The organism is Arthrobacter castelli DSM 16402, assembly GCF_000430705.1.
Classification (GTDB): Bacteria; Actinomycetota; Actinomycetes; order Actinomycetales; family Micrococcaceae; genus Arthrobacter_C; species Arthrobacter_C castelli.
This window is the reverse complement of the sequence record NZ_KE387202.1, coordinates 22,088-47,293: the sequence shown is the minus strand read 5'-3', so window position 1 is coordinate 47,293 and position 25,206 is coordinate 22,088. Positions and strand designations below refer to the sequence as shown.

Annotated in this window: 26 protein-coding genes; 5 read left to right on the top strand and 21 right to left on the bottom strand. The window is 65.0% G+C overall.

Features of this window, described 5'->3' with window-relative positions; translation table 11 throughout:
* Nucleotides 1–65: 65 nt before the first annotated feature.
* The 16 genes from H535_RS29515 to dacB all read right to left on the bottom strand — a co-directional run bounded on the left by H535_RS29515 (nt 66) and on the right by dacB (nt 15,792).
* Nucleotides 66–209, bottom strand: coding sequence for a hypothetical protein (locus H535_RS29515; RefSeq protein ID WP_169728277.1), 144 nt, complete (start codon nt 207–209; stop codon nt 66–68).
* Nucleotides 210–319: 110 nt separating this feature from the next.
* Entirely contained in the window at nt 320–1,792 is a 1,473-nt protein-coding gene (gene lysS, locus H535_RS0122495) for a lysine--tRNA ligase (RefSeq protein WP_051299683.1), read from the bottom strand.
* A gap of 45 nt (nt 1,793–1,837) precedes the next feature.
* The gene (panC, locus tag H535_RS27465; protein ID WP_051299682.1) at nt 1,838–2,815 is read right to left on the bottom strand and encodes a pantoate--beta-alanine ligase; all 978 of its coding nucleotides are present in this window, start codon (nt 2,813–2,815) and stop codon (nt 1,838–1,840) included.
* A gap of 31 nt (nt 2,816–2,846) precedes the next feature.
* Complete coding sequence (locus H535_RS0122485) at nt 2,847–3,731, bottom strand: Rossmann-like and DUF2520 domain-containing protein (protein WP_035770650.1); 885 nt, start codon at nt 3,729–3,731, stop codon at nt 2,847–2,849.
* Nucleotides 3,721–5,349: a PH domain-containing protein gene (locus H535_RS27460; protein WP_081416902.1), complete on the bottom strand. Its 1,629-nt coding sequence runs from the start codon at nt 5,347–5,349 to the stop codon at nt 3,721–3,723. The genes H535_RS0122485 and H535_RS27460 overlap by 11 nt, the downstream gene beginning before the upstream one ends.
* Nucleotides 5,346–5,870, bottom strand: coding sequence for a PH domain-containing protein (locus H535_RS0122475; RefSeq protein ID WP_026821306.1), 525 nt, complete (start codon nt 5,868–5,870; stop codon nt 5,346–5,348). Before H535_RS0122475 ends, H535_RS27460 begins: the two co-directional genes overlap by 4 nt.
* Complete coding sequence (locus H535_RS0122470; protein ID WP_035770648.1) at nt 5,863–6,360, bottom strand: DUF3180 domain-containing protein; 498 nt, start codon at nt 6,358–6,360, stop codon at nt 5,863–5,865. Before H535_RS0122470 ends, H535_RS0122475 begins: the two co-directional genes overlap by 8 nt.
* Entirely contained in the window at nt 6,357–6,848 is a 492-nt protein-coding gene (folK, locus tag H535_RS0122465) for a 2-amino-4-hydroxy-6-hydroxymethyldihydropteridine diphosphokinase (protein ID WP_026821304.1), read from the bottom strand. Before folK ends, H535_RS0122470 begins: the two co-directional genes overlap by 4 nt.
* Entirely contained in the window at nt 6,845–7,219 is a 375-nt protein-coding gene (gene folB, locus H535_RS0122460) for a dihydroneopterin aldolase (RefSeq protein ID WP_026821303.1), read from the bottom strand. Before folB ends, folK begins: the two co-directional genes overlap by 4 nt.
* The gene (folP, locus tag H535_RS0122455) at nt 7,220–8,131 is read right to left on the bottom strand and encodes a dihydropteroate synthase (protein ID WP_026821302.1); all 912 of its coding nucleotides are present in this window, start codon (nt 8,129–8,131) and stop codon (nt 7,220–7,222) included.
* A gap of 2 nt (nt 8,132–8,133) precedes the next feature.
* The gene (gene folE, locus H535_RS0122450; protein WP_425387318.1) at nt 8,134–8,757 is read right to left on the bottom strand and encodes a GTP cyclohydrolase I FolE; all 624 of its coding nucleotides are present in this window, start codon (nt 8,755–8,757) and stop codon (nt 8,134–8,136) included.
* Nucleotides 8,758–8,809: 52 nt separating this feature from the next.
* Entirely contained in the window at nt 8,810–10,945 is a 2,136-nt protein-coding gene (ftsH, locus tag H535_RS0122445) for an ATP-dependent zinc metalloprotease FtsH (protein ID WP_026821300.1), read from the bottom strand.
* Nucleotides 10,946–11,224: 279 nt separating this feature from the next.
* A complete protein-coding gene (hpt, locus tag H535_RS0122440; RefSeq protein ID WP_026821299.1) occupies nt 11,225–11,776 on the bottom strand; it encodes a hypoxanthine phosphoribosyltransferase in 552 nt (183 codons plus the stop codon).
* 55 nt (nt 11,777–11,831) lie between these two features.
* Nucleotides 11,832–12,995: a tRNA lysidine(34) synthetase TilS gene (tilS, locus tag H535_RS27455; protein WP_051299680.1), complete on the bottom strand. Its 1,164-nt coding sequence runs from the start codon at nt 12,993–12,995 to the stop codon at nt 11,832–11,834.
* A 2-nt stretch (nt 12,996–12,997) separates the two neighbouring features.
* Nucleotides 12,998–14,143, bottom strand: a complete 1,146-nt coding sequence (locus tag H535_RS0122430) for a zinc-dependent metalloprotease (RefSeq protein ID WP_051299679.1) — start codon at nt 14,141–14,143, stop codon at nt 12,998–13,000.
* Between the two features lie 119 nt (nt 14,144–14,262).
* On the bottom strand, nt 14,263–15,792 hold the full coding sequence (dacB, locus tag H535_RS27450) for a D-alanyl-D-alanine carboxypeptidase/D-alanyl-D-alanine endopeptidase (RefSeq protein ID WP_035770645.1): 1,530 nt from the start codon (nt 15,790–15,792) through the stop codon (nt 14,263–14,265).
* Between the two features lie 170 nt (nt 15,793–15,962).
* On the opposite strand from dacB, the gene H535_RS0122420 reads away from it, so the two are divergent.
* From H535_RS0122420 to H535_RS0122410, 3 genes are all read left to right on the top strand, one after another.
* A complete protein-coding gene (locus H535_RS0122420) occupies nt 15,963–16,451 on the top strand; it encodes an inorganic diphosphatase (protein ID WP_026821297.1) in 489 nt (162 codons plus the stop codon).
* Nucleotides 16,452–16,544: 93 nt separating this feature from the next.
* Nucleotides 16,545–17,324 (top strand): hypothetical protein, encoded by a 780-nt coding sequence (locus H535_RS27445; RefSeq protein WP_051299678.1) that lies wholly within the window; start codon nt 16,545–16,547, stop codon nt 17,322–17,324.
* A 280-nt stretch (nt 17,325–17,604) separates the two neighbouring features.
* Nucleotides 17,605–18,240, top strand: coding sequence for a hypothetical protein (locus tag H535_RS0122410; protein ID WP_026821296.1), 636 nt, complete (start codon nt 17,605–17,607; stop codon nt 18,238–18,240).
* 81 nt (nt 18,241–18,321) lie between these two features.
* Here H535_RS0122410 and H535_RS0122405 read toward each other — a convergent pair whose 3' ends face one another.
* Nucleotides 18,322–19,191, bottom strand: coding sequence for an HAD family hydrolase (locus H535_RS0122405; RefSeq protein ID WP_035770642.1), 870 nt, complete (start codon nt 19,189–19,191; stop codon nt 18,322–18,324).
* Between the two features lie 62 nt (nt 19,192–19,253).
* Nucleotides 19,254–20,543, bottom strand: a complete 1,290-nt coding sequence (serS, locus tag H535_RS0122400; protein WP_026821294.1) for a serine--tRNA ligase — start codon at nt 20,541–20,543, stop codon at nt 19,254–19,256.
* A 165-nt stretch (nt 20,544–20,708) separates the two neighbouring features.
* Between serS and H535_RS27440 the strand changes: the two genes are divergently transcribed.
* A complete protein-coding gene (locus H535_RS27440) occupies nt 20,709–21,944 on the top strand; it encodes a diacylglycerol kinase family protein (protein ID WP_081416901.1) in 1,236 nt (411 codons plus the stop codon).
* On the opposite strand, the gene H535_RS27435 is transcribed toward H535_RS27440, so the two are convergent.
* The 3 genes from H535_RS27435 to H535_RS0122380 form a co-directional block, all read right to left on the bottom strand.
* A complete protein-coding gene (locus H535_RS27435) occupies nt 21,941–22,270 on the bottom strand; it encodes an SET domain-containing protein (RefSeq protein ID WP_035770640.1) in 330 nt (109 codons plus the stop codon). The genes H535_RS27440 and H535_RS27435 overlap by 4 nt on opposite strands.
* Nucleotides 22,271–22,369: 99 nt before the next feature.
* Entirely contained in the window at nt 22,370–23,356 is a 987-nt protein-coding gene (gene pheA, locus H535_RS0122385; RefSeq protein ID WP_051299677.1) for a prephenate dehydratase, read from the bottom strand.
* Nucleotides 23,353–23,679, bottom strand: coding sequence for a rhodanese-like domain-containing protein (locus H535_RS0122380; RefSeq protein ID WP_026821292.1), 327 nt, complete (start codon nt 23,677–23,679; stop codon nt 23,353–23,355). Before H535_RS0122380 ends, pheA begins: the two co-directional genes overlap by 4 nt.
* Nucleotides 23,680–23,851: 172 nt before the next feature.
* Here H535_RS0122380 and H535_RS0122375 point away from each other — a divergent pair, with 172 nt between their 5' ends.
* Nucleotides 23,852–25,195, top strand: coding sequence for an amidase (locus H535_RS0122375; RefSeq protein ID WP_026821291.1), 1,344 nt, complete (start codon nt 23,852–23,854; stop codon nt 25,193–25,195).
* Nucleotides 25,196–25,206 lie beyond the last annotated feature (11 nt).

The following is a 25,206-nucleotide window of genomic DNA, read 5'->3' as shown; positions in this document are numbered from 1 at the left end:
TGGCAGGGGAAGAATTTAGTATTCAAAGTATCGCCTATAGACTTATATTGAGTCAAAGGATTTCTTTATTCCTTTTCGCGATGGGCTTCCTCTTCAGCACGTGCCAATGCTTCCCGCTCGGAACGGTCGGCCTTAAAGACCGCCCGCATCGCAAAGTAAAACACCGCGCCGACCCCGGCGGACGGGATCAGAACTGTCAGATATTCCACGGTTCCAGTTTACTCCTTTGCGGGACGCCGCGACCGGCGCCTTCGTTTGGTTCTGCGGCCGGGTGTACGACGCCGGGTCCGATGACGGCGGTACCCGTCACGGCAGGCGGCTACTCCGGCTTCATCAAAGGGAAAAGGATCGTTTCCCTGATTCCTGCATTCGTAAACAACATGACTAAACGATCAATTCCCAATCCAATTCCGCCCATCGGCGGTGCCCCGTATTCGAGAGCGCGCAGGAAGTCCTCGTCCAGCTGCATGGCCTCTTCGTCTCCGGCCGCGGAGCGGCTGGCCTGCTCCGTCAGCCGCTCCCGCTGAATCACCGGGTCAATCAATTCGGAGAACGCGGTTCCCCGCTCCATGCCGCCGATCACCAGATCCCAGGCCTCGATCAGCCGCGGATCCTCCCGATGCTGCCGGGCCAGCGGCTGGGCCGAGGGCGGATAGTCGTACACGAACGTGGGCTGGATCAGGTTCGGTTCGACAATTTCGCCGAAGAGTTCCAGGACCAGCTTTTCCTCATCCCAGCCCGCATCAACCTTGACGTCATGCCGGTCGGCGATTTTGCGGAGCTGTTCCGCGTCCGTTTCGGTGGTGATCTGTTGGCCGACAGCTTCGGAAAGACCAGGATAGACCGACAGCCACTGCCATTGCCCGTCGAGATTGATTTCGCCCTCGGGGGTGTCCAACGTCCGTGATCCCATTAGGTCTGCACATTTGACGATGATTTCCTGCATTCTTTCGGCCATCACAAACTGGTCGGCATACGCTTCGTAGCACTCCAGCATGGTGAATTCCGGGCTGTGCGTGGAATCGACGCCTTCATTCCGGAATATGCGGCCGATTTCATACACCCGGTCGATACCGCCGACAACCGCCCGCTTCAAGTACAACTCCAGGGCAATCCGCATTGTCATCTTCTGGTCGAAGGCATTCAAATGCGTCTCGAACGGGCGGGCCGCCGCCCCGCCGTGCACCAACTGCAGCATTGGAGTTTCCACTTCAATGTAGCCGTGCCCGTGCAGCGTATCCCTGACCGCCTGGGTAATTGCCGCACGGGTCTGGACCATTTGGCGTGCCTCTTCGCGCACCATCAAATCCACATACCGCTGGCGAACACGGGTTTCTTCGTTTAATTCTTTGTGCAGGGTGGGCATTGGCCGCAGCGACTTGGAAGCCATCTTCCACCAGTTGGCCATAATCGACAGCTCGCCGCGCTTGGAGCTGATGATCTCCCCGTGCACCAGCACGTGGTCGCCCAGGTCGACCAGCTCCTTCCAATCGGCCAGGGCTTGCTCCCCGACATTGGCCAGGCTGATCATCGCCTGCAGCCGGGTCCCGTCTCCGGCCTGCAACGTGGCGAAGCACAGCTTGCCGGTGTTGCGGGTGAACACCACGCGTCCAGCCACTCCTGCCATCACCGACGTGCTGTCACCGGCCTCCAAATGCCCGTACTCATCCCGGATCTGCGCCAAGCTGTGCGTACGTTCCAGGACCACCGGATACGGTTCCGTCCCCCGATCCAGCAGCCGCTGCCGCTTGCCGAGGCGAATCTGCATTTGCTCTGACGCGTCACTGGCCATGGGAGGCTCCGTGTGGTTGGAATTCTCGTTGCTCACCGTCCAAGGTTAGCCGGTAGCACCGCCGTGCTCCCAAGTGGCGCCGTCGTGCCCGCCTGACAGTTCCATGTTGTCGATCAGCCGGACCGGCCCCACCTTCGCGGCGATCATGGCAAGCGCGTGACCGGTGAACGGGGTGTGGCGGCAGTTCACCCCCAACGGCTCAAGTGTGTGGGAATTCACCACTTCCAGATAGTCCAGCTCCACCAGCGGATGGGCTTGCACCAGGTCTGCCACCTCGTCCACCTGAAGCGGCTCATTGGCTGCGGCCTGCCGGGACAAGGTGTGAAGGGCCGAAGACAGCGTCAGAGCAGCCTGACGTTCGGCCGTATCAAGGAACCGGTTCCGGCTGGACAGCGCCAGGCCGTCGTCCGAGCGTACGATAGGAACCCCCACGATGGTCGCGTCGAAGTTCAGGTCCGCAGCCATCCGGCGCACCAAGGCCAGTTGCTGGGCATCCTTCTGTCCGAAGTAGGCACGGTAGGCGGTTGGTCCGTGAACGGTGGAAGCGGGAGCACACAGGTGCAATAGCTTGGCGACGACAGTCAATGCGCCGTCGAAGTGGCCAGGTCTCGAAGCCCCCTCGAGCTTGTCGCCCAGGGCACCGGAGCTGATGCTCACCAGCGGCGGCCCCTGCGGATAAACCTCCTCGTAGGGCGGCGCGAACACCAGGTCAACGCCGCAGCGGCCCAGCAGTTCGACGTCGGCGTCCAGGGTCCGCGGGTAACGTTCCAGGTCTGCCGTGTCCCCAAACTGCAGCGGGTTGACGAAAATGGTGGCGACGACGACGTCGTTCTCCGCCGCGGCGGCGGCAGCCAGGGCCTCGTGACCCTCGTGCAACGCTCCCATAGTGGGGACCAGCCCCAGGCTCGGAAGGCTCGGTACGCTCAACCGCCTCCCGCCGGCTGCGGCGCGCTGCAGCAGCGGCAGGCTCCGAGCGGCCAGCTGATCCCGGGTCGTCACCACTGCCGGCTCCGGTGTTGTCATCGTTGTCTGCTCCCCTCATATGTGGCCGCGCTCAGTCCTCGGCGGGCAGGTCCAGGGCACGGAGGATGGCGGCCGCCTGCCGGCTGTCTAACTGTCCCCGCCGCAGCGCCCTGGTGGTTGTCACCTGTGCCAAGTGGCGGTAGGCGGATTGGATTTCGTCCTGCCCCGCCAGTGATTTGTCGTGGGCGGCGATGGTTCCGGTGTCCGCCCGGGCCACCGGACCGGTTAAGGCGGATTCGCCGGAAGCGAGCGCGTTATCCAGACTGGCCCGCAGCAAGGGTGCCAGCATCCGGGCGGGATCTTCGACTCCCATCCCGCTGAGCAGTTCCACCGATTGGGCGGTCAGGGTCACCAAGTGGTTGGCCGAATGCGCCAATGCAGCGTGATAGAGAGGTCGGTCGTCTTCCTCGATCACCACCGGTTCGCCGCCCATCTCCACCACCAGCGCCTGGGCGACCGGGAGAATGGGTTTGTCGGCCGTGACGCCGAAACTGCAGTCAGCCAGCCGTGCCAGATCCAGCGACATCCCCGAGAACGTCATCGCCGGGTGCAGTGCCAGCGGAAGCACACCGAGTTTCCTGGCCGGGTCCAGCACCGAGACGCCGAACCGGCCGCTGGTATGGGCGACCAGCTGGCCCTGCTGCCAGGCCCCCGTGGCGGCCAGGCCCTCGATCAGCCGGGGCAGCTCGTCGTCGGGAACCGCCAGCAGCACCAACTCGGCACGTTCAACTATGTCGGGGATCTCCAGGACAGGGACACCGGGCAGCAGGTTCTCCGCGCGGTCAAGACTCTGCTCGGAGACGGCTGAGACCCCGACGACGGCGTGTTCCGCCGCCCGCAGCGCCGCACCCAAGACGGCTCCCACTTTGCCGGCGCCGATCACGCCGACTCCGAGGCGTCCCGGTTTACTGGCCATTGTGATCCTCCCGAGGGGGCAGGTCCTTGTCGCGTTCGTTCGGGCCTTCCGGGGCCGGCCCGGCTGCCTGCGGCGTTTCCGGTACGGCTTCAGGGCTGCTTTCCGGGCCGGATTCCCGACGGGATTCCGTGCTCTCCCCGTCGTCGCGCCGCGGGGCCAGCCAATGTTCCGGCGCGCTGACCCGGCGCGCCTGTGCCGCCCGGTCGGCCTGCTCTTCGAACAACTGCCGGGCGACATCCAGGTCGGCATGGACCACCCGCGCGGTCACCGGCCCCGGCGTCGAATGCAGCACCACATCCGCCAGCCTCAGACGGCGGGTCAGCGGGCCCTGGTGCAGCGCGAGGGACTGGGTCCTTTCATGCGGGACCACCTGAGCAGCCCGCCACAGCCAGCCCGACCGGCAGATCAGCGCTGTCGCCGTGGCAGTGAATCCATTGCGCCGCCACGACAGCAGGTCCAGGATCCGGCCGCGCCGCGGCGTGGTGGTGAATCCGAAGTGCTGATCACGTCCGCCGAGGGCCGCTCCGAAGACGTCGAAGGGGTCTTCAGTTCCCGGATCCGGCAGCACCAGCGCCAGCATCTGCATCACCTCGGACGATGTTCCCGCCGGCAGCAGGGTGGTGCGCGATCCGCTGGCCTGCGTGTCCACCCCGTAGCCGGCCACATTGACCTGCATCTTGTACCAACCCTTGAGCCGCCACAGCGGCGACTGCACGATCCCGACCGCCTGCACGCGTCCGGGCGGGACGGTTTGCGCCCTGGTGTCCAGCAGCCCGTACCGCAGCCTGATGCCGTCGGGCGAGGTTGCGGCGCGAAAGTTGTAGCTGTTGCTGAAGGTGGTCCAGTAGGCGGCGGCGACGGCGAACAGGATCGGCACCGCGCCGGCCAGCACCGCGCCCAGCGCGAAGGGCTCATCGACGGCGCCTGCCACCACCGCGACGGCAATCACGGCGAGTGCGACAAAGATGGTGGTTCCGGACAACAGTGTGGCACCCACAATGCGGCCGCCGGACAGCGCCAGCACCGGTTGTTCCGGCGCCTCGCTCACCTGGTCGGGGTGTTCGGGGTCCGGTTCCGCGCCGGAGGCCCGGGCGAGAATGGTGGCACGCAGCTGCTGCGCCGTTGACAGCCTCAGGTAGCTCAGCCGCACTGCGGAGCTGCCCGAATCGGCGACTTCGAACTTCAGTTCGGCCAGCGAGAAGAGCCGGGCGAGCAAGGGCTGGACGACGTCGATGGCCTGCACCCGGTCCAGCCTGGCCTGCCGGTGCTGGCGGAACACGATGCCGCTGTTCACCCTGACGTGCTGGTCCGTGACCTGGTAGCGGGTGAAGTACCAGGACAGGAAGAATCCGAGGGCAAAGAGCAGGATCACCAGAATCAGCCCGCCCGCGATGATCCAAAGCGGCACGGTGTCCCCGCCGGGGCCGTATTGCGGCATGCCCCGTCCTGCAATCAGGTCTTCGAAGATCCCGCGGCCGAACACCAGGATGACCGCGATGATGCCGATCCATCCCTTGACCATGGGCGAGACCGGATGCACCCGGTGCCAGGTTTCGGCGTCGTCCGGGCCGAAATGCTCGTCGGCCGGAAGGTTCCCGGCCGGAGGTGGTGCCGTCATAGTCCTGCCAGCTTCGCCTCACCCAGCGACGACAGTTGCTCCCGCAGCCGGGCGGCCTCCGCGCTTGGAAGACCGACCAGCGTGGCATTGGTGCTGGGGGAGGCGGTATGAAGCTTCAGTGACGCCAGCCCCAGGGCACGCTCGATGGGACCAACCGAAATGTCCACGTACTGCATCCGGCCATAGGGAACGACCATCACGCGTTGGAAGAACAGCCCCTGCCGGATCAGCAGGTCCTCATGGCGTTCGGCATAGCCAATGGCACGCACCTGCCGGGGGATGAGCAGCAGAGACCAGACACTGACCACCACGACGACGGCGGGCAGCGCCCAGGCAAGCCACGCCGGAAAGCCCGGCCACACATCGGACAGCATCAGCACCACGGGCACCGAAAACACCAGCAGCGCGATCACAAAACCTATCAGCGCGCCGACCACGCGCAGCGTAATGAGCTTCTCCGAGACCCGGCTCCACTGCACATCGACCGGGTCGACCGGCTCACGCGCCGTGCCGCTACGCATACTCTCCCTCACCCTTCGATTGTCCGCCATCGCCGTCGGACTCTTCGCTGTCTTCAGGTGGGATGCGGCAGAACCGCTCAACCACCAGTCCAATCACTATCATGACCAGCCCGCCGCCGGTCATCGCCAGGGAAGTGAAGCTAATGGTGTGGTCGGAACGGAACGCCCACAGCGGCAACTGATCAACCAGAATCCCGATGTGCCATCCAAGCAACAGGGACCCGGCGTACGCGCAGGCGTGGGCCAGTACCAGGGTGCGGGCGGCGAGGATCAGGTTCAGTTGCCGCTGCCGCTTACCCTGCCGCCAGCGCAGCACCCGAATACCGAGCACCAGGGTGAATCCGGCGATGACGGCCATGGTGAACAAGGAGCTGAGCGGAAGCACCGGCGTCGGCCAGCGCAGCATGGTTCCGGCCAGCGACACCAGATATCCCGCCAAAGCGCTGAATGTGGCAATCAGAATCAGCCAACGGGTGCGGATGGTACTCACACGTCCCTTTCGTAAAGTTTCAGTCCCGGCAGGTCGTCGGCCTCGGCCGCCAGCGAGGCCACGGGCCGGCCGGCCACCTGCGCCGAGTTGTCCATCCATGCCCATGGTTGCAGGACAAAGGCCCGCTGCGCCGCCCGCGGATGCGGAAGGGTCAGCTGCGGATCGTCGCACACCAGGTCTCCGTAGGTGATGATGTCCACATCCAGGGTGCGCGGCCCCCAGCGCACGGCCCGCCGGCGGTGGTGGGCCTGCTCGACCCCCTGGCAGTGCGCCAGCAAAGCGTAGGGTTCAAAATCGGTTTCAACCTCGATCACCATATTCAGGTAGTCCGGCTGCTCCGGGCCGCCCACCGGCTTGGTCTGCACCATCGGGGACATTTTCGACAGCCGCACCTGCGGATGGTCGACCAATTGCTCGACGCCGGCAGCCAGGGTGTCGTCCCGCTCACCCAGGTTGCTGCCCAGCGCCAGCACCGCCCGGGTCGTCATCTTCGCTCCCGGTGGACGGTGACTGAGACATCGGAAAAGGTCACTTCGATCGGCGCCTTTGGTTTGTGCACGGTGACTTCGACGGCGTCGATCCGGAAGCTATCGAGCAGCGAGGCGGCCATCCTCTCGGTCAACGTTTCAATCAGGTCGTAGGGTCGGCCGGTGATCACCCGCTTGACGTGTTCGGCAACCTCACCGTAATTGACCGCCATGTTCAGGTCGTCCGAGGCGGCGGCAGCGGACAAGTCGGCGTAGAGCACGACGTCGGCGATGAACGGCTGGCCGGCACGCTTCTCGTGGTCGAATACCCCATGATGGCCAATTGCGGCGATACCGCTGAGTCGAATGTGGTCCGGCCGCGGCCCGTCCATCTAGCTGCCTCCACCCCAAGCTGCCGCAGTCTTGACCGCGTCAAGGCTCGCGGCGACGTCGTGCACCCGTACTGCCCAGGCGCCATGGTGGGCCGACAGCGCCGAGACGGCGGCCGAGGCATGGTCCCGCTCCTCGGCGGGGGCGGCCTTGCCTGCGCTGACGAGCAAGCTGCCGAGAAAGCGCTTGCGGGAGGCACCGACCAGCACCGGATGGCCAAGTGCGGTGAAGCTTTCCAGGTTCCGCAGCAGTTCCCAGTTCTGTCCGGCCTGCTTGGAGAAGCCCAGGCCCGGGTCGAGGATCAGCTGTTCCGGCTTCACCCCGGCTTCATAGAACTTGTCCCGTACCGACTTCAGCTCTTCGATGACTTCGCCGCTGACGTCGTCGTAGTCGGTGTGCTGGTCCATGGTTCCTGCGTCTCCCCGACGGTGGGTCAGCACGTAGGGCACGCCCCGTTCGGCAATCAGCGCCGGCATCTTGGGGTCGAAATTGAGGCCGGAGACGTCGTTGACCACAGCCGCACCGGCGTCGAGCGCTTCGGCGGCGGTGGCGGCGCTCATCGTATCCACGCTGACCAGCGCACCAGCCTTGACCAGCGCCTCGACCACCGGCAGGATGCGCCCCTGCTCCTCCCCATCGGATACCTCTTCCGCGCCGGGACGGGTGGATTCGCCGCCGACGTCGATGATGTCGGCACCGGCGTAGAACATCCGCAGCCCGTGGCCGATGGCGGTGTCCGGATCGTTGTACTGGCCGCCGTCGCTGAAGGAATCCGGGGTGACGTTCAGGATGCCCATCAGCAGGGTGCGGCCGGTGGGCAGGTCCTCGAATTTGGCGGCAGGCCGCGGTGGCTTGACCACCGGCAGCGGTGAGGTGGCGGGGCCGGTTCCAGGTGTTGCAGCGAGAGAATCCATCATTACCTTCCGAGTATCAAGCTCATGGCTTCGGAGCGGGTGGCGGGGTCGTGGAGCTGGCCGCGCACGGCGGAGGTCACCGTTTTCGCCCCCGGCTTGCGGATTCCGCGCATCGACATGCACATGTGCTCACACTCGATGACGACGAGCGCTCCGCGCGGTGCGAGGCTGGTCATCAGGGCATCCGCAATCTGGGTGGTGAGGCGCTCCTGCACCTGGGGACGTCTGGCGAACAGTTCCACCAGCCTGGCCAATTTGCTCAAGCCGGTGACCCTTCCGTCATAGGAGGGGATGTAGCCCACGTGGGCGGTGCCGTGGAACGGCACCAGGTGATGCTCGCAGGTCGAATAGAACGGGATGTCCTTGACCAGCACCATTTCCTCGTGTTCAAGATCAAAGGTCGTCCCCAGCAGTTCGCTGGCATCCTGGTGCAGTCCGGCAAACATCTCCTCATAGGACTTGGCCACCCGCGCGGGGGTGCCGACCAGTCCGCTGCGGTCCGGATCCTCGCCGATGGCGGCAAGGATTTCCCGCACTGCCGCCTCGATCCGTGGCCGGTCCACCGGTGGCGTACGTTCGTCGGCGGAGACACCGCCGAGGGGAACGTCGTCGTCGAAATCCATCACTATGCGAGTCTAACCGGCACTGGCCCTCCATGGACCAGAGCCGGTCGTAAACTCAGTTGTCCGACGCCGTGCCGCGGCCGGGACTTGATGTGCCATCCGAGTGCGGCGGACGATCGGGCGGTGTTTCGCCTTCCGGACCGCCTGCAGAGCCCCCGTGAGAGCCTCCCGACTCAGAGGCCGGCGGGTCATAGGGCTGCGGCATATCCGCGTTCGCGGCCTGATCCTGCGGCGGAACGGTTACCGGGTCGGGTTCGCCGTCGGCCGCCGCCTGCGCACGCTCGGCCGGGGTGACCACCGGCGGGATGCTGGAGACGGGCCGGGACTCGCTGGACAGCCACACTTCGCGCAGGTCGCGCTTGCGCACATCGCGAAACAGGTCAGCGATTTCGGCCTGGTTCAAGGTCTCGCGCTCCAGCAGTTCCAGCGCCAGGCGGTCCAGCACATCGCGATTCTCGTTCAGGATGTTCCAGGCCTCGTCGTGCGCATTGTCCATCAGCCGGCGCACCTCGTCGTCCACCACTGAGGCGACTTCCTCCGAGTAGTCGCGCTCGTGGCTCATGTCCCGGCCGAGGAAGGGCTCGCCTCCTGCGGAACCGAGCTTCACGGCTCCGATCTTCTCGCTCATCCCGTATTGCGTGACCATCTTGCGGGCCATGGAGGTGGCCTTCTCGATGTCATTGGACGCGCCGGTGGTCGGGTCGTGGAAGACAATCTCCTCGGCGACCCTGCCGCCCATGGCGTAGGCCAATTGGTCCAGCAGCTCGTTACGGGTGGTGGAGTATTTGTCGTCGGACGGCAGCACCATGGTGTATCCGAGCGCGCGGCCACGCGGCAGAATCGTCACCTTGGTGACGGGATCCGTATTGCGCAATGCGGCCGCCACCAGGGCATGGCCGCCCTCGTGGTAAGCAGTGAGTTTCCGCTCCAACTCCTTCATCACCCGGGTGCGCTTCTGCGGCCCCGCGATCTCACGGTCGATCGCCTCGTCGAGGGCCCGGTCATCGATGAGCTGGGCATTCGAGCGGGCGGTGAGCAGTGCCGCCTCGTTGAGCACGTTAGCCAGGTCCGCACCGGTGAAGCCCGGGGTCCGCTTGGCCACCGCGTGCAGGTCGACGCCCTGGGCCATCGGCTTGCCCTTGGCGTGGACCTCCAGGATCTGGGTGCGGCCCAGCATGTCAGGCGCCTCGATGGTGACCTGGCGGTCGAAACGACCCGGGCGGAGCAATGCGGGATCGAGCACGTCAGGCCGGTTGGTGGCAGCAATCAGGATGACGTTTGTCTTGATGTCGAAGCCGTCCATCTCAACCAGCAACTGGTTCAGCGTCTGCTCACGTTCATCGTTACCGCCGCCGACGCCGGCACCACGGTGGCGGCCGACGGCGTCGATCTCGTCCACGAAGATGATCGCAGGGGCGTTGGTCTTGGCCTGCTCGAACAGGTCACGCACCCTCGAAGCACCGACGCCGACGAACATCTCGACGAAATCGGAACCGGAAATGGAGTAGAACGGCACCCCGGCCTCACCCGCAACAGCGCGTGCCAGCAGGGTCTTACCAGTACCAGGAGGGCCATAGAGCAATACACCCTTGGGGATCTTCGCCCCGACGGCCTGGAACTTATCCGGCTCCTGCAGGAAGTCCTTGATTTCGTGCAGTTCCTCGACCGCTTCGTCTGCACCCGCCATATCGGTGAACGTCACCTGAGGCATATCCTTGGTGATCAGCTTGGCCTTGGATTTGCCGAACTGCATCACCTTTCCGCCGCCACCCTGCATCCGGGACAGCAGGAACCAGAAAATCAGGCCGAGGATCAGGATCGGCAAGATCAGGCCGAGGATGCTGGTGAACCAGTTGCTCTGCGCCGGCTGGTCGGTAAAGCCCTCCACGTCCGAGGTGTTGACCGCCTCGACGACCTCGTCCGCGCGGGCGGTGACAAAGTAGAACTGGACACTCTGGCCCTTGCTCTCGCCATCGACCACGTAGTCCTCGCGCAGTGTCAGGTCGACGCGTTGCTCGCCGTCGTAGATCTTGGCCTGCTCCACTTTGTTGTCCTCAAGCAGCTGCAGACCGATGTTCGTATCCACCCGGGTCGCGCCGCCGCCAAGAAACGTCGGGAAAATGAACAGCAGCACGGCGACGCCCAGGACGATCCAGACCAGTGGGCCTTTGAAGAATTTCTTGAAGTTCATTTGTTCAGGGCCGTGACCCCGTCCCTCCTGGTTAAACTGCGCACAAGCGCTCACAAGTACGCATCTAGCTATACACCGTTCCTCATTATGCACGCATACTCGACGCTAAAAGTTCCCTCTGGGCGTACAGAGGTGTTCGACCGGCGACACGACCGGCGTTCCGTCGGGGAGTAAGTTACGCCGAAATCGGCCCCTTTGCACTTGGAAGTGCCCGTTTTACTCCCGGCCCGAACGCCGCGCGCCCTGCAGCACTGGTCCCGCGCCGGGGCGGGACGGCCGCTACTCGTAAATGTGCGGCGCCAGCGTCCCCACGAAATCCAGGTTCCGGTACCTCTCGGCGAAGTCCAGTCCGTAGCCGACGACAAACTCGTTCGGGATGTCGAAGCCGACGTACTTCACATCCATTGTCACCTTGGCCGCGTCCGGTTTCCGCAGCAGCGTGCAGATTTCCACGGAGGCCGGCCCGCGGGAGTACAGGTTCTTCTTCAGCCAGGACAGGGTCAGGCCGGAGTCGATGATGTCCTCGACAATCAGCACGTTCTTGCCGCTCAGGTCCGTGTCGAGGTCCTTGAGGATCCGCACCACGCCGGAGGACTGGGTTCCGGAGCCGTAGGAGGAAACCGCCATCCAGTCCATTGTCACGTGGCTGTGCAGCGCCCGCGCCAGGTCGGCCATGATCATCACGGCGCCCTTGAGCACACCGACAATCAGCAGGTCGCGGTCTTTGTAATCTTCGTCGATTTGCGCGGCGAGTTCAGCCACCCGCTGCTGGATTTCTTCCTTGCTGTACAGGACGTGCTTGAGGTCGTCCTGAACGTCGTGTGACTCCACGAATACTCCCGGGTTTTCAAGTGTTGGTTGCGATGGCCGCCCGCGCCTCCGGGGCTCAACGTTTGGCCGTAAAGACAAGACTGCCATAACCACGCTTCGCTGGAGGAACATCGTGGCCAAAAACCTGCCGGTGCACCTCCACTTTTCCGGCCAGTTGCACCGGCCCGGCCGATCCCCGGCGCCGCAGCAGCGCCGCCACAGACTCGATCCGCTCCCTCGATGGTTGTTCGGCCCCGACCTCGACGGCGGCCAGGGCGAGCACCCGGTGCCGCAGGGCCGGAGCGAGTGAGCGAAGCTTCTCCTCCGGCAAACTGACATGGCCGGGTTCGACGTCGGCAAGCTCCGCATAGATCCGGGCCGCCTCCGCCTCCAGGAAGTCCGCGTCTTCGCCCAGGATCTGCGCGGAGCGATAGAGCGATTCGGCAATGCCCGGGCCCAGCTTCTCTTCCAGCAGGGGCAGCACCTCAGCGCGCACTCGCGAGCGCAGATAGGCCGGATCCGAGTTGGTGGGATCGTGCCACGGCGTCAATCCCTCCGCCGCGCAGATCGCTTCGGTATCGGCCCGGCGCAGCCCAAGCAACGGGCGCAGATAGCGGCCGCGGCGGAACTGCATACCGGACAACGACCGGGTGCCCGATCCACGAGCCAGCCCGAGCAATACGCTTTCGGCCTGGTCATCGAGGGTGTGCCCAAGCAGCACGGAGGACGCGTCGTGCCGTGCCGCGGCTTCCTCCAGGGCCTGGTACCTGGCTTGTCTCGCGGACGCTTCGGGGCCGGAGCCGTCGTCGGACACGGTCACGGTCATGATCTCAACCGGTTCCAGGCCCATACCGGTCAGCACCCGTGCAGTTTCTGCGGCAACGGATGCGCTGCCCCGCTGCAGGCCGTGGTCGACGACGACGGCGCCCGCCGCGATGTCGCCGCGCCTGGCGAAGAAGGCGGTGACGACCGCCAGGGCCAAGGAGTCGGGGCCCCCGCTGCAGGCCACCAGGACGGGGGTCTCCGCGCGGCGCTGAGCGCCTTGGTCGACCACCGCCCCGCCGCGCTGCGCGCCTTGGTCGACCACCGACGCGCGCTCGCTGGAGCTCGCTTGGTCGACCACCGGAATGCCGAGCTGCGCGCCTTGGTCGGTCCCCAGGCCGAGAGCAGTTTTGACGGCCTGGCGTCCCCTTCCCACCACGGGTGCAAGGCGCGGGCGATACCCGGGCGCGGTACCCATGGCTAAAGCCCCATACGGGCAATCCACAGCGAGGAGTCGTGGATTTCCTCTTCGGTCGGCAGGCAGTCAGGGCTCTCCCAGACCCGGTTGAACCCTTCCATTCCGACCTTGTCGACGACGGCACGAACAAAGCGTGAACCGTCACTGTACTGCCGCATCTTGGCGTCCAGGCCCAGCAGGTGGCGGATCCACTTCTCCAGCGCGCCGCGGCTTTTGCCCCGGGCATTGAAGCGTTGCCGGATCGTCTTCACTGTGGGGACAATGTCGGGGCCGACGGCGTCCATCACCACATTGGCATGGCCTTCGAGCAGGCTCATCACTGCGGTCAGGTGGGACAGGATGGCTTGGTCCTCAGGATCCTGGATCACCGAAAGCACACCTCCCGGATTGCCCTGTCCGTCCTGTCCTGCATCCGGGCCGTCCTGCTGCCCGTCGTCGCCGGCGCTGACGGATTTTGCAGACCGGCCGAGGTTCCGGGCCGCTGCACCAATCCGCTCCGCGAGGGAGTCCGCCTTGTCCATCAGCCCGGAGCTGAGCCGGCCGATCTGTTCGCGCATGTGGTCCTTGAGCCAGGGCGCGGCGGCAAACTGCACCCGGTGCGTCTGTTCGTGCAGGCACACCCACAGCCGGAAATCCTGCGGGTCCACGTTCAGCTCCTGCTGCACGGAGACGATGTTGGGAGCCACCAGCAGCAGCCGGCCGGCCGAGGACTCGGCAAAGGGATCGTATTGGCCAAGCACCTTGCTGGACAGGAACGCCAGTATGGCCCCCATCTGGGCGCCGGTCACAGTCCCTCCCAGCGCAGCGGTGGCGGCGTTGAGCTGATCGGCGCGAGTGCGGGCAAGTTCATCCAATGTGGGCTGCAGCAGTGAGCGGAAGCTTTGAGTGCTCGCCTTCGCCCAGGAGGCCCGGTCCACCACCAGCAGCTCAGAGTCCCGCAGGTCCCGGGCGGCATCCAGCCCGGTGATGCGGTGCACGTGCCCCACTGATTCGTCGGCAAGCTCCCGCAGGTTGGCCACCACACCGGTGATCTCCGCGTGCGGCATCCGAGGTCCGGCCGGGGTCAATCTGGCGGCGGTGCTTGCCGCCAGCTCCCAGTTCACGAGGCTTGGGGTCTTCGGGGGCTTATTGGCATCCATGAAATCCATCAGATCACACAGAGTCCGCCGGATCACACACCGGGATCCCGAAACCGGTCCGACCTCGCTGTTCCTGCTTCGCCGGCGTGCCTGCCGGTCGGAGCACCCGGACCAACTGCGGAGACACCTCATCCACCGGCTGCGTTGCGGCAACCGCAGCCGGCCAGGACCGCTGCCGCGGTGTCCAGGGCGCGTTCGTTGGCCGGATTGATGTGTCCCAGCTCGTTGCCGATAAAGGAGAAAACCAGCAACCGGCCCTTCGCCGTCACCGCGTAGCCGGACAGCGCCATTACCTCGTTGAGTGTCCCCGTCTTGGCCCGGACCAACCCGGCCGCCCTCTGCGTATCTTTCTGGTAGCGCTCCTCGAGCGTCCCGTTCAATCCCGCCACCGGCAGCCCGTTGCGGGCGGCGGCGAGATCGGGATCCTCGGTCTTGACCATCAGCCGCAGCACCGCGGCAATCTGTGAAGTGCTGATGCGGTTTTCGCTGGACAGCCCGCAGGAGTCCTCAAGCCTGAGCGAATCCGTCTCGATCCCCAGCCGGGAGATGGTCTTGACGATATTGCGGGTGGAACCTGCGAAGGACGCTTCGAGTCCGTTCGCGCGGGCAGCCATCCGACCGAGAGCTTCGGCGAGGTAGTTATCGGAGGTTTCCAGCATCAGTTGCACCTGTTCGGCAACAGTTGCCGACTGAACCGCTGCCAGCGGCTTGGCCTTGGCCGCTGCCTCGGCTCGACCGACTCCGTCCGACACCTTGATGACGGCGGATCCGCTCTGCTGATCCGCCTTGTGATCCGCCTGCTGCTCATCTCCGGCCTGCTGACCCGGCTTGTGATCCGCACCCTGCCGATCCGCGGCCTGCTGCAGCGCCGCGGCGAAGACTCTGCCGACATGCAACGCCGAGTCCTGCGGGCGGTTTCCGTACCGCTGGCCGGGCGAAAACCGGCCCGAGTACATGGCCATCGGGAAGATCGGAGCCACCTGTCCGGTCGCCAGATCGCCCTGAGGCCAAACGGCGCGGGCAGGCTTTCCGGTGAACAGGGAATCGTCGACGCTCACAGTCACCTCGCCGCTCACGCCCTGCTGCTTCAGCGATTTGGCCGTCTGCCTGGCCAGTGTCCGCAGCCCGGCATGGCCCATCACATCGCCGGGGGACGATGCCCCGGCAGCCAGCAGCACGTCGCCCCCGCCCACGAGGACGATCTGCCCTGGCTTCTTCCCCTCCACCACTCGGGTGGTGAACCGGCGGTCGGCGCCCAGCGCATCGAGGGCGGTGACGGCGGTGAGCAGCTTAGTGTTCGACGCCGGCACCCTCGGTTGCTTGCCGCCGTCGTCATATAGCGCCTTTCCACTCAAGGCATCGACTACGACGCCAGTGAAGCCGCCCGGCCCCGCCGTCGTCAAGGCTGTCTCAAGCCGTTTGGAGAGCACTTGCGGGTCCGGCATCGGCGCGGATCTGTCCAGCCCCGTCACTGACGTCATGTCCGCCACCGAATCCGGGCCAGGATCCGTCGCCGGTGGCCGGGTTTTGACGTCGTCGGCGGTGGGAGCGGACGCGTCGATCAATGCCGGCGCCAAGTAGAGTCCCAGCGGGACAGCCAACGCGGCGAGCACCAACGCCAGCAGCGCAGCTGTGAGAATTCTCCCGCTGCGGCGCATTATGCCCCGGTCTGGAGCGTAGCTGCGGTCATAATTTCCTCTGCGGCGTCCCTCGTGTGCTCAATCGACACCTTGGCACTATATCTTGGATACCAGAGGTGTGTGCCGGAGCCCGCAAATGCCGCACCGACGCAAATTCTGCTGCCCGCAATCCGTTTAGGAGCGATAAGATGAAGTTCGACATCACTGTGGAAATCCCCAAGGGGTCGAAGGTCAAGTACGAAATCGACCACGAGACCCATCGACTGCGGCTGGACCGCATCCTGTTCACCTCCATGCAGTACCCCGCCCACTACGGCTACATCGAAAACAGCCTCGGCGAAGACGACGACCCGCTGGACGCCCTGATGCTCCTCGACGTCGACATTGTCCCCGGCGTGGTGGCTGAAGTCCGCCCGATCGGCGTGTTCAACATGACCGACGACGGCGGCGGGGACGCCAAGATCCTCACCGTTCCGGTCGACCCCCGCTTTGACCACATCCAGGAACTGTCGGATGTCTCGGACTTCGTGCTCGATGAGATCAAGCACTTCTTTACCACCTATAAAGACCTGGAACCGGGCAAGTGGGTCGAAGCCGCCGATTGGGAAGGCCGGGCAGCCGCTGAGGCCGAGGTGGAGGCTTCCTTCAACCGTTTCGACGCCCAGGGCAGCAACTGACACGCCTCCGTTCCTGCCCCCTCCGCCGGCGTCGTTCCGGCCCCCTGCGCAAGCAATTGACTACTGACCCGATTGGAACCACTGGAGGTTCTCATGAGCGATAACCCCATCGAATGGACGGAGCGGGACGTCGAAGCCGCCAACGGCGTGCTGGCCCTCAGCGGCAACGAAGACCAGGGACTTCCGACCCTGACGGATGAGGAGATCGTCGCCCTCGACGGTATCGAACGCGACCAGATTGTTGCCCTGCCGTTCCTGGACGAGCACAAGGACAACATCCAACTGGCTGGAAACGTGGCACTGCGGTCGCTGCTGGTCAAGGGACTGGCCTTCCCCGTCACCCAGGAAGGTGACACCGAGCCCACCAGGTTGAACGCCAACGAGAGCATCACCGGTGTCATCACCCTGCGCCGGACCGGGCAGCGCCTGATCACGGCCGAACGGACCACCGGCAATGGCAAGTATTGGCTCTACGGGTATGTCCACGCCGACGTCATCCTGGAGGAAGAGGTCAACGACAGCGGTATCCACGCCTTCAGCGTCTACCCCGTCGAAGAGTTTGCCGGGCGGCTGGCACTGCTGGCCGACCCCGCGGAGCAGGCCGACGAGGACGGCGACCCCCGCGAGCTGACCCAGCAGGAGTTCGAAGAGCAGGCCTCCGACCTCCTCGCCGATACCCGGGCCGTCACCGTGGTGACAGGAATGAGCCAGGACAGCGAAACCATCGCCAATGCCACCTTCTATGCCGCAACCGGCGTGGTGCACGGGCTGAAGGTGGAGGATTCAGACGGGCAGATGACGTACGGGGTCGCCCCCGTCTCACGTGAAACCATGCTCTCCCGGCTGCAGGCGGTCATCACCGGAAACGGGTAACGGCGAAGGTGCCCATCATGACGCTCGGGCCCGCCGACACTCGCTGGGGGCGCCGGAACTCGGCTGCGCGCTCGACTGGACAATTTCCACCAGTATCGCGCCGAGAAGCCAATTCGCGCCGGAACCAGACTTGCCTGTCCGGCTGAAACTGACCATTGGAAGGCGATGCCTGGCCCGCTGAGTGCAAAGGCCCGGGTACGTGGGTTCCTCAAAAGCATTCCAACGCGCCTGAACAACCCAAATCGGTTGTTTTTTCGCCCTCGGCGGAGATACTGGTGCTATGTATGTCGTCACCATGGATCAGCGCAATTCGCGCGACGTGGGCGACATGGTGCCGCAATTGGTGCGCCAGCTGCGCGATATCCCCACCGTCATCGAATTCCAGCGTTCCGTCAGTGACGAAGTGCAAGGCGTCACTGTCGACGCCGGCGACGCCGTGTCGGCCGCCCTTTCGGCGCTGCGCGGCGGCTCGTGGTCAATCGGTATTGGCGTCGGGCGCATCGACGACCCTGTGCCGGAGGAAATCACCGACGCATCCGGGTACGGCATGGTGTACTCCCGGCAGGCGGCCGAGCGCGCGTTGAAGATCCACGACCAGGTGCCGCTGGCCGTTGAAGGCCTGGAGCGCGACCTTGCGGCGGAGGCGGAGGCGGTGCTGCGGCTGCTGGGCCGGATTGTGGCCGTTCGCTCGCAGTCGGAATGGAGCGTCGTCGACCTGATGATCCCCGGGGTGAGGGGCCAGCAAAAGGCAGTGGCTGCCGAACTGGGGATCACCCCGCAGGCGGTCAGCAAGGCAGTGGTGCGGTCGCTGTGGCAGGAGGAGTGGGCCGCGCGACCGGCCGCTTCCCGATTACTGGCCCTGCTGGGCAACCAACGCACGGTCCGGGCGGACGACAGTCCGGGATTAGTACCCTGACGACAACCCCGGTTCCGTCAGGGTGACTGACCCGCAGACTGCGGACTGCTGCCTGCGCCCGCCTGCGCTATCCTGACGTGCCTACAGCAGGCTGCGCAGCACGCTGGCCGCACCGTCGTCGTACACCGATGCGGTCACTTCGCTGGCGACGTCGACGACTTCGGCAGGTGCCTGCCCCATGGCCACGCCGCGGGCAGCCCAGCTGATCATTTCGATATCGTTGCGGCCATCGCCGACGGCCACTGTGACGGAAGGATCGACGTCCAGTTCCTGCCGCAGATCTTCCAGGGCGCTGGCTTTCGTCACGCCCGCGGCCGCGATGTCCAGCCACGACGTCCAGCCGACCGAGTAGGTGACCCCGTGCAGGCCGACCGACTCGATCGCGGTGGCGAAGTCGTTCGGATTGGTTTCAGCGCTGAACACAACGACGCGGACAGCTGTTGCCTCCAGCATCCTGTTGAAGTCGACAGCTTGCGCTTCCAGCCCGAAACTGGCGTCCTGGAAGCGTTCCGTGGATAAGAAGTCACCTTGGTCGTCCTCGAGCGCGTACTTGGCGGTGGGAAGTTTTTCCCTCAGCGCCAGCAGCGCCGGCTTAGGATCGAACGTGACACGGTTAAGAATTTTGTAGCCGTCGGGCAGATCGGTGTCCACTCGCAGCATGACGCCGCCGTTCGAACACACGCAGTATCCGCGGCGCATGCCGATCTTCTGCGCGATCGGCAGCGTGGCGTTCAACGAACGGCCGGTTGCGATCATGACGTCATGTCCGGCGTCGACCACCGCCTGCGCCGCCTGCCGGACAGCCTCGCTCATCTGGCCTTCGTGGTCGACCAATGTGCCGTCCACGTCCAGGGCCACAAGCTGCTTTTCTTTACCGGCCACTCGGGCTGTTGCCCCCGTTTTCTGATTCTTCTGCAGGTCGTCGATGCCTGCCTTTATTTCTGTTGTCATGCATCCAGTCAACCAGAACCAATGCCCCCGACGATAGGACGTTGCTCACATCATGGGCGGGGTCACTGGACGTCGATCACGTCCGCAGCTCCCATATACGGCTGCAAAGCGGCGGGAATTCGCACCGAACCGTCGCTCTGCTGGTGGTTCTCCAGCAGGGCGACCAGCCAGCGTGTGGTGGCCATGGTGCCGTTCAACGTGGCAACCGGGCGGGTGCGGCCTCCGGCGGCGCCATCAGCGGCGGGGGTCCGTTCGCGGATGTTCAACCGCCTGGCCTGGAAGGTGGTGCAGTTCGACGTTGAGGTCAGCTCCCGGTAAGCATCCTGGGTCGGGATCCAGGCCTCGCAGTCGTACTTGCGGGCTGCGGAGGTTCCCAGGTCGCCGGCGGCAGTTTGAATGACCCGGTAGGACAATTCCATCTTGGCCAGCATCTCTTCCTCCCACGCGAGCATCCGCTGATGCTCGGCGTCGGCGTCCTCGACCCGCACGTAGGAGAACATTTCCACCTTGTTGAACTGGTGGACGCGGATAATGCCCCGGGTGTCCTTTCCATGCGAACCGGCCTCGCGGCGGTAGCAGGACGACCAGCCTGCGTACCGAGTAGGGCCGTCCGACATGTCCAGGATTTCGTCGCCATGATATCCGGCCAGGGCCACCTCGGACGTGCCGACCAGATAGAGGTCATCTTCTTCCAGATGGTAGATCTCGTCCGAATGTTCACCGAGGAAGCCGGTGCCGGCCATCGTTTCCGGACGTACCAGGGTCGGGGTGATCATCGGGGTGAACCCGTGGGAAATTGCCTCATCCATGGCCAGGCGCAGCAGCGCAAGCTCCAGCCGGGCCACCATGCCCTTGAGGAAGTAGAAGCGGGCGCCGGAGACCTTGGCGCCGCGTTCCATGTCGATACCGCCGGTCAGTTCGCCTAGCTCCAAATGGTCTTTGGGCTCGAACCCCTCGGCGCTGAAGTCCCGCGGCCGGCCCACGTGGCGCAGCACCTCGAAGTCGTCCTCGCCGCCTGAGGGCACACCGGGCTCGATGAGGTTGGCCACCTGCCGGACCAGCCGGTCCTGTTCGGCCTTGGCGTCTTCGGATTCGGCCTGGGCGGACTTCACGGCCGCTGCGAGTTCCTTGACCTCGGCCAGCAGTGACTGCTTTTCGTCGCCCGTGGCGGCGGCAACTTTCTTGCCAAACGCATTCTGTTCAGCCCGCAGCGACTCAAACCTGCTCAGGGCCGAACGGCGGGTCGAATCGGCGGCAATGATCGAATCGATAATCGACTCGTCGGCCTGCCGGGCGCGTTGTGAGGCGCGGAAGGGTTCAGGGTTCTCGCGGAGTGCATTTACGTCGATCACCGTTCAAGACTACCGAACGGCCGGCGCATTTCGCCGCCGGACAGCCCGGGACAGCCCGGGACGGCCCAGGTCCGTCCGGCAACGGGAAGCGGCACAGGCAGCAGCCGCAGCAGAGCAGCCGTTCACAGCTGGCCATCAGGAAAGGACGGTTATGGTGGATGCACCATGGACACTTGGATTCCCGCGCTGATCATCGGCGTCATTATTATCATCGGTCTCGCCAGTTGGTATGGCGTGCGGAAGCTTCACGACCCGGACCCTGAGCCCCGCTCTCCGATTAACGCCTCGTCTTCGGGGCGCGGGGAACAACGAGTCGCCGTCGTCATAAATCCGGTGAAGACCAACGCCGACAGGGCGCGGAAGATCATCAAGGCCGAGTGCAAGCTGGCCGGCTGGCCCGAACCGGTGTTCCTGGAGACCACCGTGGACGACCCCGGGGCAGCCATGACGGCCGAGGCTCTGAAGATGGGTGCCGACGTCGTCCTCGCCTGTGGGGGCGATGGCACGGTCCGGGTGGTCGCCGAAGGCCTGACTGGAACGGACGTCAACCTGGGACTGGTGCCGCTGGGCACCGGAAACCTGCTGGCCCGCAATCTCGAAATGAACATTTCCGATCTGGACGGAAGTATCGCCGCTGCACTGTTTGGCGACGAACGCACTATCGACACCGGCTTGATCGAGCTCGAAAACGCCGACACCGGCGAAGTCACCAAGCACACGTTCCTAGTGATGGCGGGCATTGGGTTCGACGCCAAAATGATCTCAGGAACCCGCGACGACCTGAAGAAGAATATGGGCTGGCTCGCCTATGGCGAATCGGGAGTGCGCCACCTGCCCGGGCGCCGCACCAAGGTAGGTATCGCCCTCGACGACGAACCGGAGCAGAACCGTAGGGTGCGCAGCGTGCTCTTTGGAAATTGCGGGTTGCTTCCCGGCGGGATCGACTTCATCCCCAGTGCCGTGATCGACGACGGGATCATGGACGTGGTCGTGATGAGCCCGCGCAGCGCCCTCGGCTGGCTGGCGATGGCGGGGAAAGTGCTCTTCAAACCGCGGCGCCCCTCACCGTCGATCACCTTCTACCGTGCGAAGGAAATCACCCTCCACTGCACGGAACCGATGGAAACCCAGCTCGACGGGGACCCGTCGGGGCCGGTGAAATCGTTGTCGGTCCAGGTGGCCCGGTGCGCCCTTACGGTGCGGGTGCACCGCAAGGACGCGGACGGGCGGCAGCAGGAACAGCTGCACTCGGTCGTCGAAGGCCAGTCCGTCGAAGGCCAGTCCGTCGAAGGCCAGTCCGTCGAAGGCCAGTCCGTCGAAGACCCGACCAGGGAAAACCCGGCCCTGAAAAACCCGGCCACGGAGGACCGTGCGATCGAGGACCGGACGCCGGGCGGCTAAGCTGATTCGCCGCCGTGAGCGGGGTCGTCGCTGCCATCCGGCTCGGTGGACTCGGCGGCGCCCTCGTCCGTGCCGGCCCCATCCGCCGGGGCTTCCTCACCCGGCTCCTGCGACGACCCGCCCTCTTCAGGGAACACGCCCTGTGACTGCTCGCCGATCAAAGACTCTTCCTGGGCGAACCGCACATCGTTGGCCTGGTCGCCGGCGTCTCCTCCGCCGTCGGCCTGATCCGCGGCCATCCCCGGATTGACGATCTCCCCTTCCGGATTGTCCCCCTCCGGCGGGTTTACGATCCGACCCTCGCCGTTGTCTGGATTCTCGCTCATGAGGCCCCTTTCTCCGCTGCTGAGATTGCTTGAACTAGCTTGAATTAGTAGAGCCTAACAAAGCCACCACGGACTGGGGTCAACGAGCCGAATCTTTCCTCATTGTTGCCCGCGAAGTACCGACTCCACCCAGGACCCGGCGGCCTGGAACGCCGCATCCCGGTGATGCCAGGGAACGGACGGTGCCCTGCCGTCGGCGCGGGCATACGACCCCAGGAAGCGGATCGAGGGACTGATGCGGTGCAGTCCGGTCAACGCGTCCACCATCCGGGCGTCCCGGGCGTGTCCTTCGGCGTCGATACTGAAGAAATAGTCACCGAGGAATTCCCCGGTGGGCCGGGACTCGATCCGGCTCAAGTTGACCCCGCGGGCGGCAAATTGGTCAAGGATCTCCATCAGCGCACCGGGGCGGTCCTCGGGAAGCGGTATCATCAGCGTGGTCTTGTCACGGCCGGTCTGCTCGGGAAGCTGCCCCGGGGTACTGACGAGCACAAAACGTGTCACCGCACCGGTGTTGTCCTCCACACCGTCGGCAATCACGTTCAGGCCATGCCGTTCGGCCACTACATGCGAGCAGATGGCGGCATCGTAGCCGCCCGAGGCCGGGGCCTCGGGGTGCCCGCCGACCAGTCCCAGCGCGGCCGCCGCCGTCGACGACGACGGCACGTGTTCCGCGTGTGGAATATGCGCGTCGATCCAGTCGCGGCATTGTGCCCAGGCCACGGCGTGGGTGGATATCACCTCGACATCCTCCAGCACCAGCCCCGGCCGGGCGACCAGCACGAAACTGATCGGAACCAGCACTTCGCGGACAATACGCAGTTCCGGGCCATAGGCCATCGCGTCAAGCGTGGCGGTGACGCCCCCCTCAACGGAGTTTTCGATGGGGACCATGGCGGCCGCCGCTTCACCGGAGCGCACCCGCTCCAGCGCCGTGTTGACACTCGACGACGGAAGGCGCCGTGCGGTGTCGGCTCCCGGCACGCGGAGCAAGGCAGCCTCGGTGAATGTCCCCTCCGGCCCCAGGTAGGTATAAACCGGCGCCTGCGGTGCGGTCTCCGGGCTCGAAACTGACGAACCGCTCATTTGACGTAGGGTTCTTCACCGGTTTCGGACACCATCGGTTTCTCCGCGTCCATCCAGGCGCCCATGCCACCGGAGACATTGACCGCGCTGTAGCCGTTGTGGGTCAGCCACTGGGTGACGCGGCTGGAACGTCCTCCGCTGCGGCAGACAACGTGGACGTCGTCGTCCGGGTCCAGCTCCTCCAGCCTTTCCGGCACCTGGTCCACGGGGATATGGACCGCACCGTCAATGTGGCCGGTCTCCCACTCGTAGGGCTCGCGGACATCGAGGATCGTATGATGTTCGCCCAACTCGTTGACATTGATGCTGGGGACGGATTCCATGGCGACTGTCCTCCTTTTTTCGACGGCGTGGGGTTACTTGTCCCCAGCCTATAGGCTTCAACTGACGGCTAAAGGTGCGCCGTCGCAATATGACACCGCCCGGTCTCCTCCACCGTTCGGTGCGGCACCTGTACCTACCGGATACCCTGCTCGGCGGAAAGGAGCCCCCGCGGTGGGCGAAACCCAGATTCACGACTTGAGTGCTATGCACCTCAGGGACGCCATACGTTCCGGCGAGATCAGTTCACGACAGGCCGTGGCACACTTTTTGGAACGAATCGACAGCCTCAATGATTCCAATGGGGCCTTCATCTCCGTCAGCGCCGGGCGCGCCTTGCAGGAGGCCGACACTGCCGACGAACTGCAGGCCGCCGGCGACGCCACCGGACTGCAGTTCGTCGGCAGTGTCGGCCCCCTGGCTGCCGCGCTTCGGAACCAGGGTGCCATCAGCCTGGGAAAAACGCAGGTGCCGGAGTTCGGATTAACCAGTTACAGCGAGAACAACATCGCCCCGCCCGCGCGGAACCCTTACGACACGGCGCTCAGCGCCGGAGGCTCATCAGGTGGCAGTGCCGCCGCCGTCGCGACCCGGATGCTCCCGTTTGGGCCCGCGTCCGACGCCGGCGGCTCCATCCGTATCCCGGCTGCGGCAACGGGCCTGATTGGCCTGAAACCGAACCGCGGGCGCGTACCGGCCGGTTCCGGCCAGGCTGATGCTGCCGGATTCGGGGTGGCCGGACCGCTTGCCAGGACGGCCGCCGACGCGGGCGTGCTGCTGGATGCGATGGTGCAGTCGCCACATCACCGGGCGCTGGGCGTGCCGAGAAGGCCACGAACTATCTCACCGTCGGGTGCGGCCCAGCCTGAACCACCGCCGTCGTTCCTGGCCGCGGCCCTCCGCGCCGAAGGACGCTTCCGCATCGGAGTCAGTCTGGCCTCGCCCTTTGAGGGGCACTTTCCCATCGACGTCGACCCCGAAGCCATGGCTGCGCTGCAGACCGGCATCGATCGGCTGACCGCCCTGGGGCACGACGTCGTCGAGGCGCCCATCCACTATGACCGGTCTTACCCGGAAGCCTTCACCACAGCCTGGACGTCGATGGTGGCCGCGGCTCCCATCGCCGAGGACCGGGAACCGGACTTGATGCCCCTGACCCGCACCTACCGGGAGCGGGCCATGAAGCGCGGTGCTGCCGAATTCATTGGTGCTGTGAATACGCTGAAACGGTTCGAGGCCGAAACCCTCAGGCAGTTTTCCGACTACGACATGATCCTCACCCCGGCGCTGGCCATGACGCCCAGACCCGTGGGGTGGTACACATCGGATCCCGATGAAGACTACAAGCGGCAGTGCCAGTACTGCCCGTTCAGTTCATTCGTGAATGTGATCGGGCTGCCCGCGATTACCGCACCAACGCTGCACACCGCGGACGGACTGCCCATGGGGATCCAATTGATTGGACGACCGGGTGGTGAAGCAGAGTTGCTCTCGACCGTCGCACAGCTTGAGGAATGAAGCCATATTGG

Coding starts and splice junctions, on each gene's coding strand:
- lysS (WP_051299683.1), bottom strand. CDS start 1,792: ATGGCCAGTGACGCGTCAGAGCAAATGCAGATTCGCCTCGGCAAGCGG.
- panC (WP_051299682.1), bottom strand. CDS start 2,815: ATGACAACACCGGAGCCGGCAGTGGTGACGACCCGGGATCAGCTGGCC.
- H535_RS0122485 (WP_035770650.1), bottom strand. CDS start 3,731: ATGGCCAGTAAACCGGGACGCCTCGGAGTCGGCGTGATCGGCGCCGGC.
- H535_RS27460 (WP_081416902.1), bottom strand. CDS start 5,349: ATGACGGCACCACCTCCGGCCGGGAACCTTCCGGCCGACGAGCATTTC.
- H535_RS0122475 (WP_026821306.1), bottom strand. CDS start 5,870: ATGCGTAGCGGCACGGCGCGTGAGCCGGTCGACCCGGTCGATGTGCAG.
- folK (WP_026821304.1), bottom strand. CDS start 6,848: ATGACGACCCGGGCGGTGCTGGCGCTGGGCAGCAACCTGGGTGAGCGG.
- folB (WP_026821303.1), bottom strand. CDS start 7,219: ATGGACGGGCCGCGGCCGGACCACATTCGACTCAGCGGTATCGCCGCA.
- folP (WP_026821302.1), bottom strand. CDS start 8,131: ATGGATTCTCTCGCTGCAACACCTGGAACCGGCCCCGCCACCTCACCG.
- ftsH (WP_026821300.1), bottom strand. CDS start 10,945: ATGAACTTCAAGAAATTCTTCAAAGGCCCACTGGTCTGGATCGTCCTG.
- tilS (WP_051299680.1), bottom strand. CDS start 12,995: ATGGGTACCGCGCCCGGGTATCGCCCGCGCCTTGCACCCGTGGTGGGA.
- H535_RS0122430 (WP_051299679.1), bottom strand. CDS start 14,143: ATGGATTTCATGGATGCCAATAAGCCCCCGAAGACCCCAAGCCTCGTG.
- dacB (WP_035770645.1), bottom strand. CDS start 15,792: ATGCGCCGCAGCGGGAGAATTCTCACAGCTGCGCTGCTGGCGTTGGTG.
- H535_RS0122420 (WP_026821297.1), top strand. CDS start 15,963: ATGAAGTTCGACATCACTGTGGAAATCCCCAAGGGGTCGAAGGTCAAG.
- H535_RS27445 (WP_051299678.1), top strand. CDS start 16,545: ATGAGCGATAACCCCATCGAATGGACGGAGCGGGACGTCGAAGCCGCC.
- H535_RS0122410 (WP_026821296.1), top strand. CDS start 17,605: ATGTATGTCGTCACCATGGATCAGCGCAATTCGCGCGACGTGGGCGAC.
- H535_RS0122405 (WP_035770642.1), bottom strand. CDS start 19,191: ATGACAACAGAAATAAAGGCAGGCATCGACGACCTGCAGAAGAATCAG.
- H535_RS27440 (WP_081416901.1), top strand. CDS start 20,709: ATGGACACTTGGATTCCCGCGCTGATCATCGGCGTCATTATTATCATC.
- H535_RS27435 (WP_035770640.1), bottom strand. CDS start 22,270: ATGAGCGAGAATCCAGACAACGGCGAGGGTCGGATCGTAAACCCGCCG.
- pheA (WP_051299677.1), bottom strand. CDS start 23,356: ATGAGCGGTTCGTCAGTTTCGAGCCCGGAGACCGCACCGCAGGCGCCG.
- H535_RS0122380 (WP_026821292.1), bottom strand. CDS start 23,679: ATGGAATCCGTCCCCAGCATCAATGTCAACGAGTTGGGCGAACATCAT.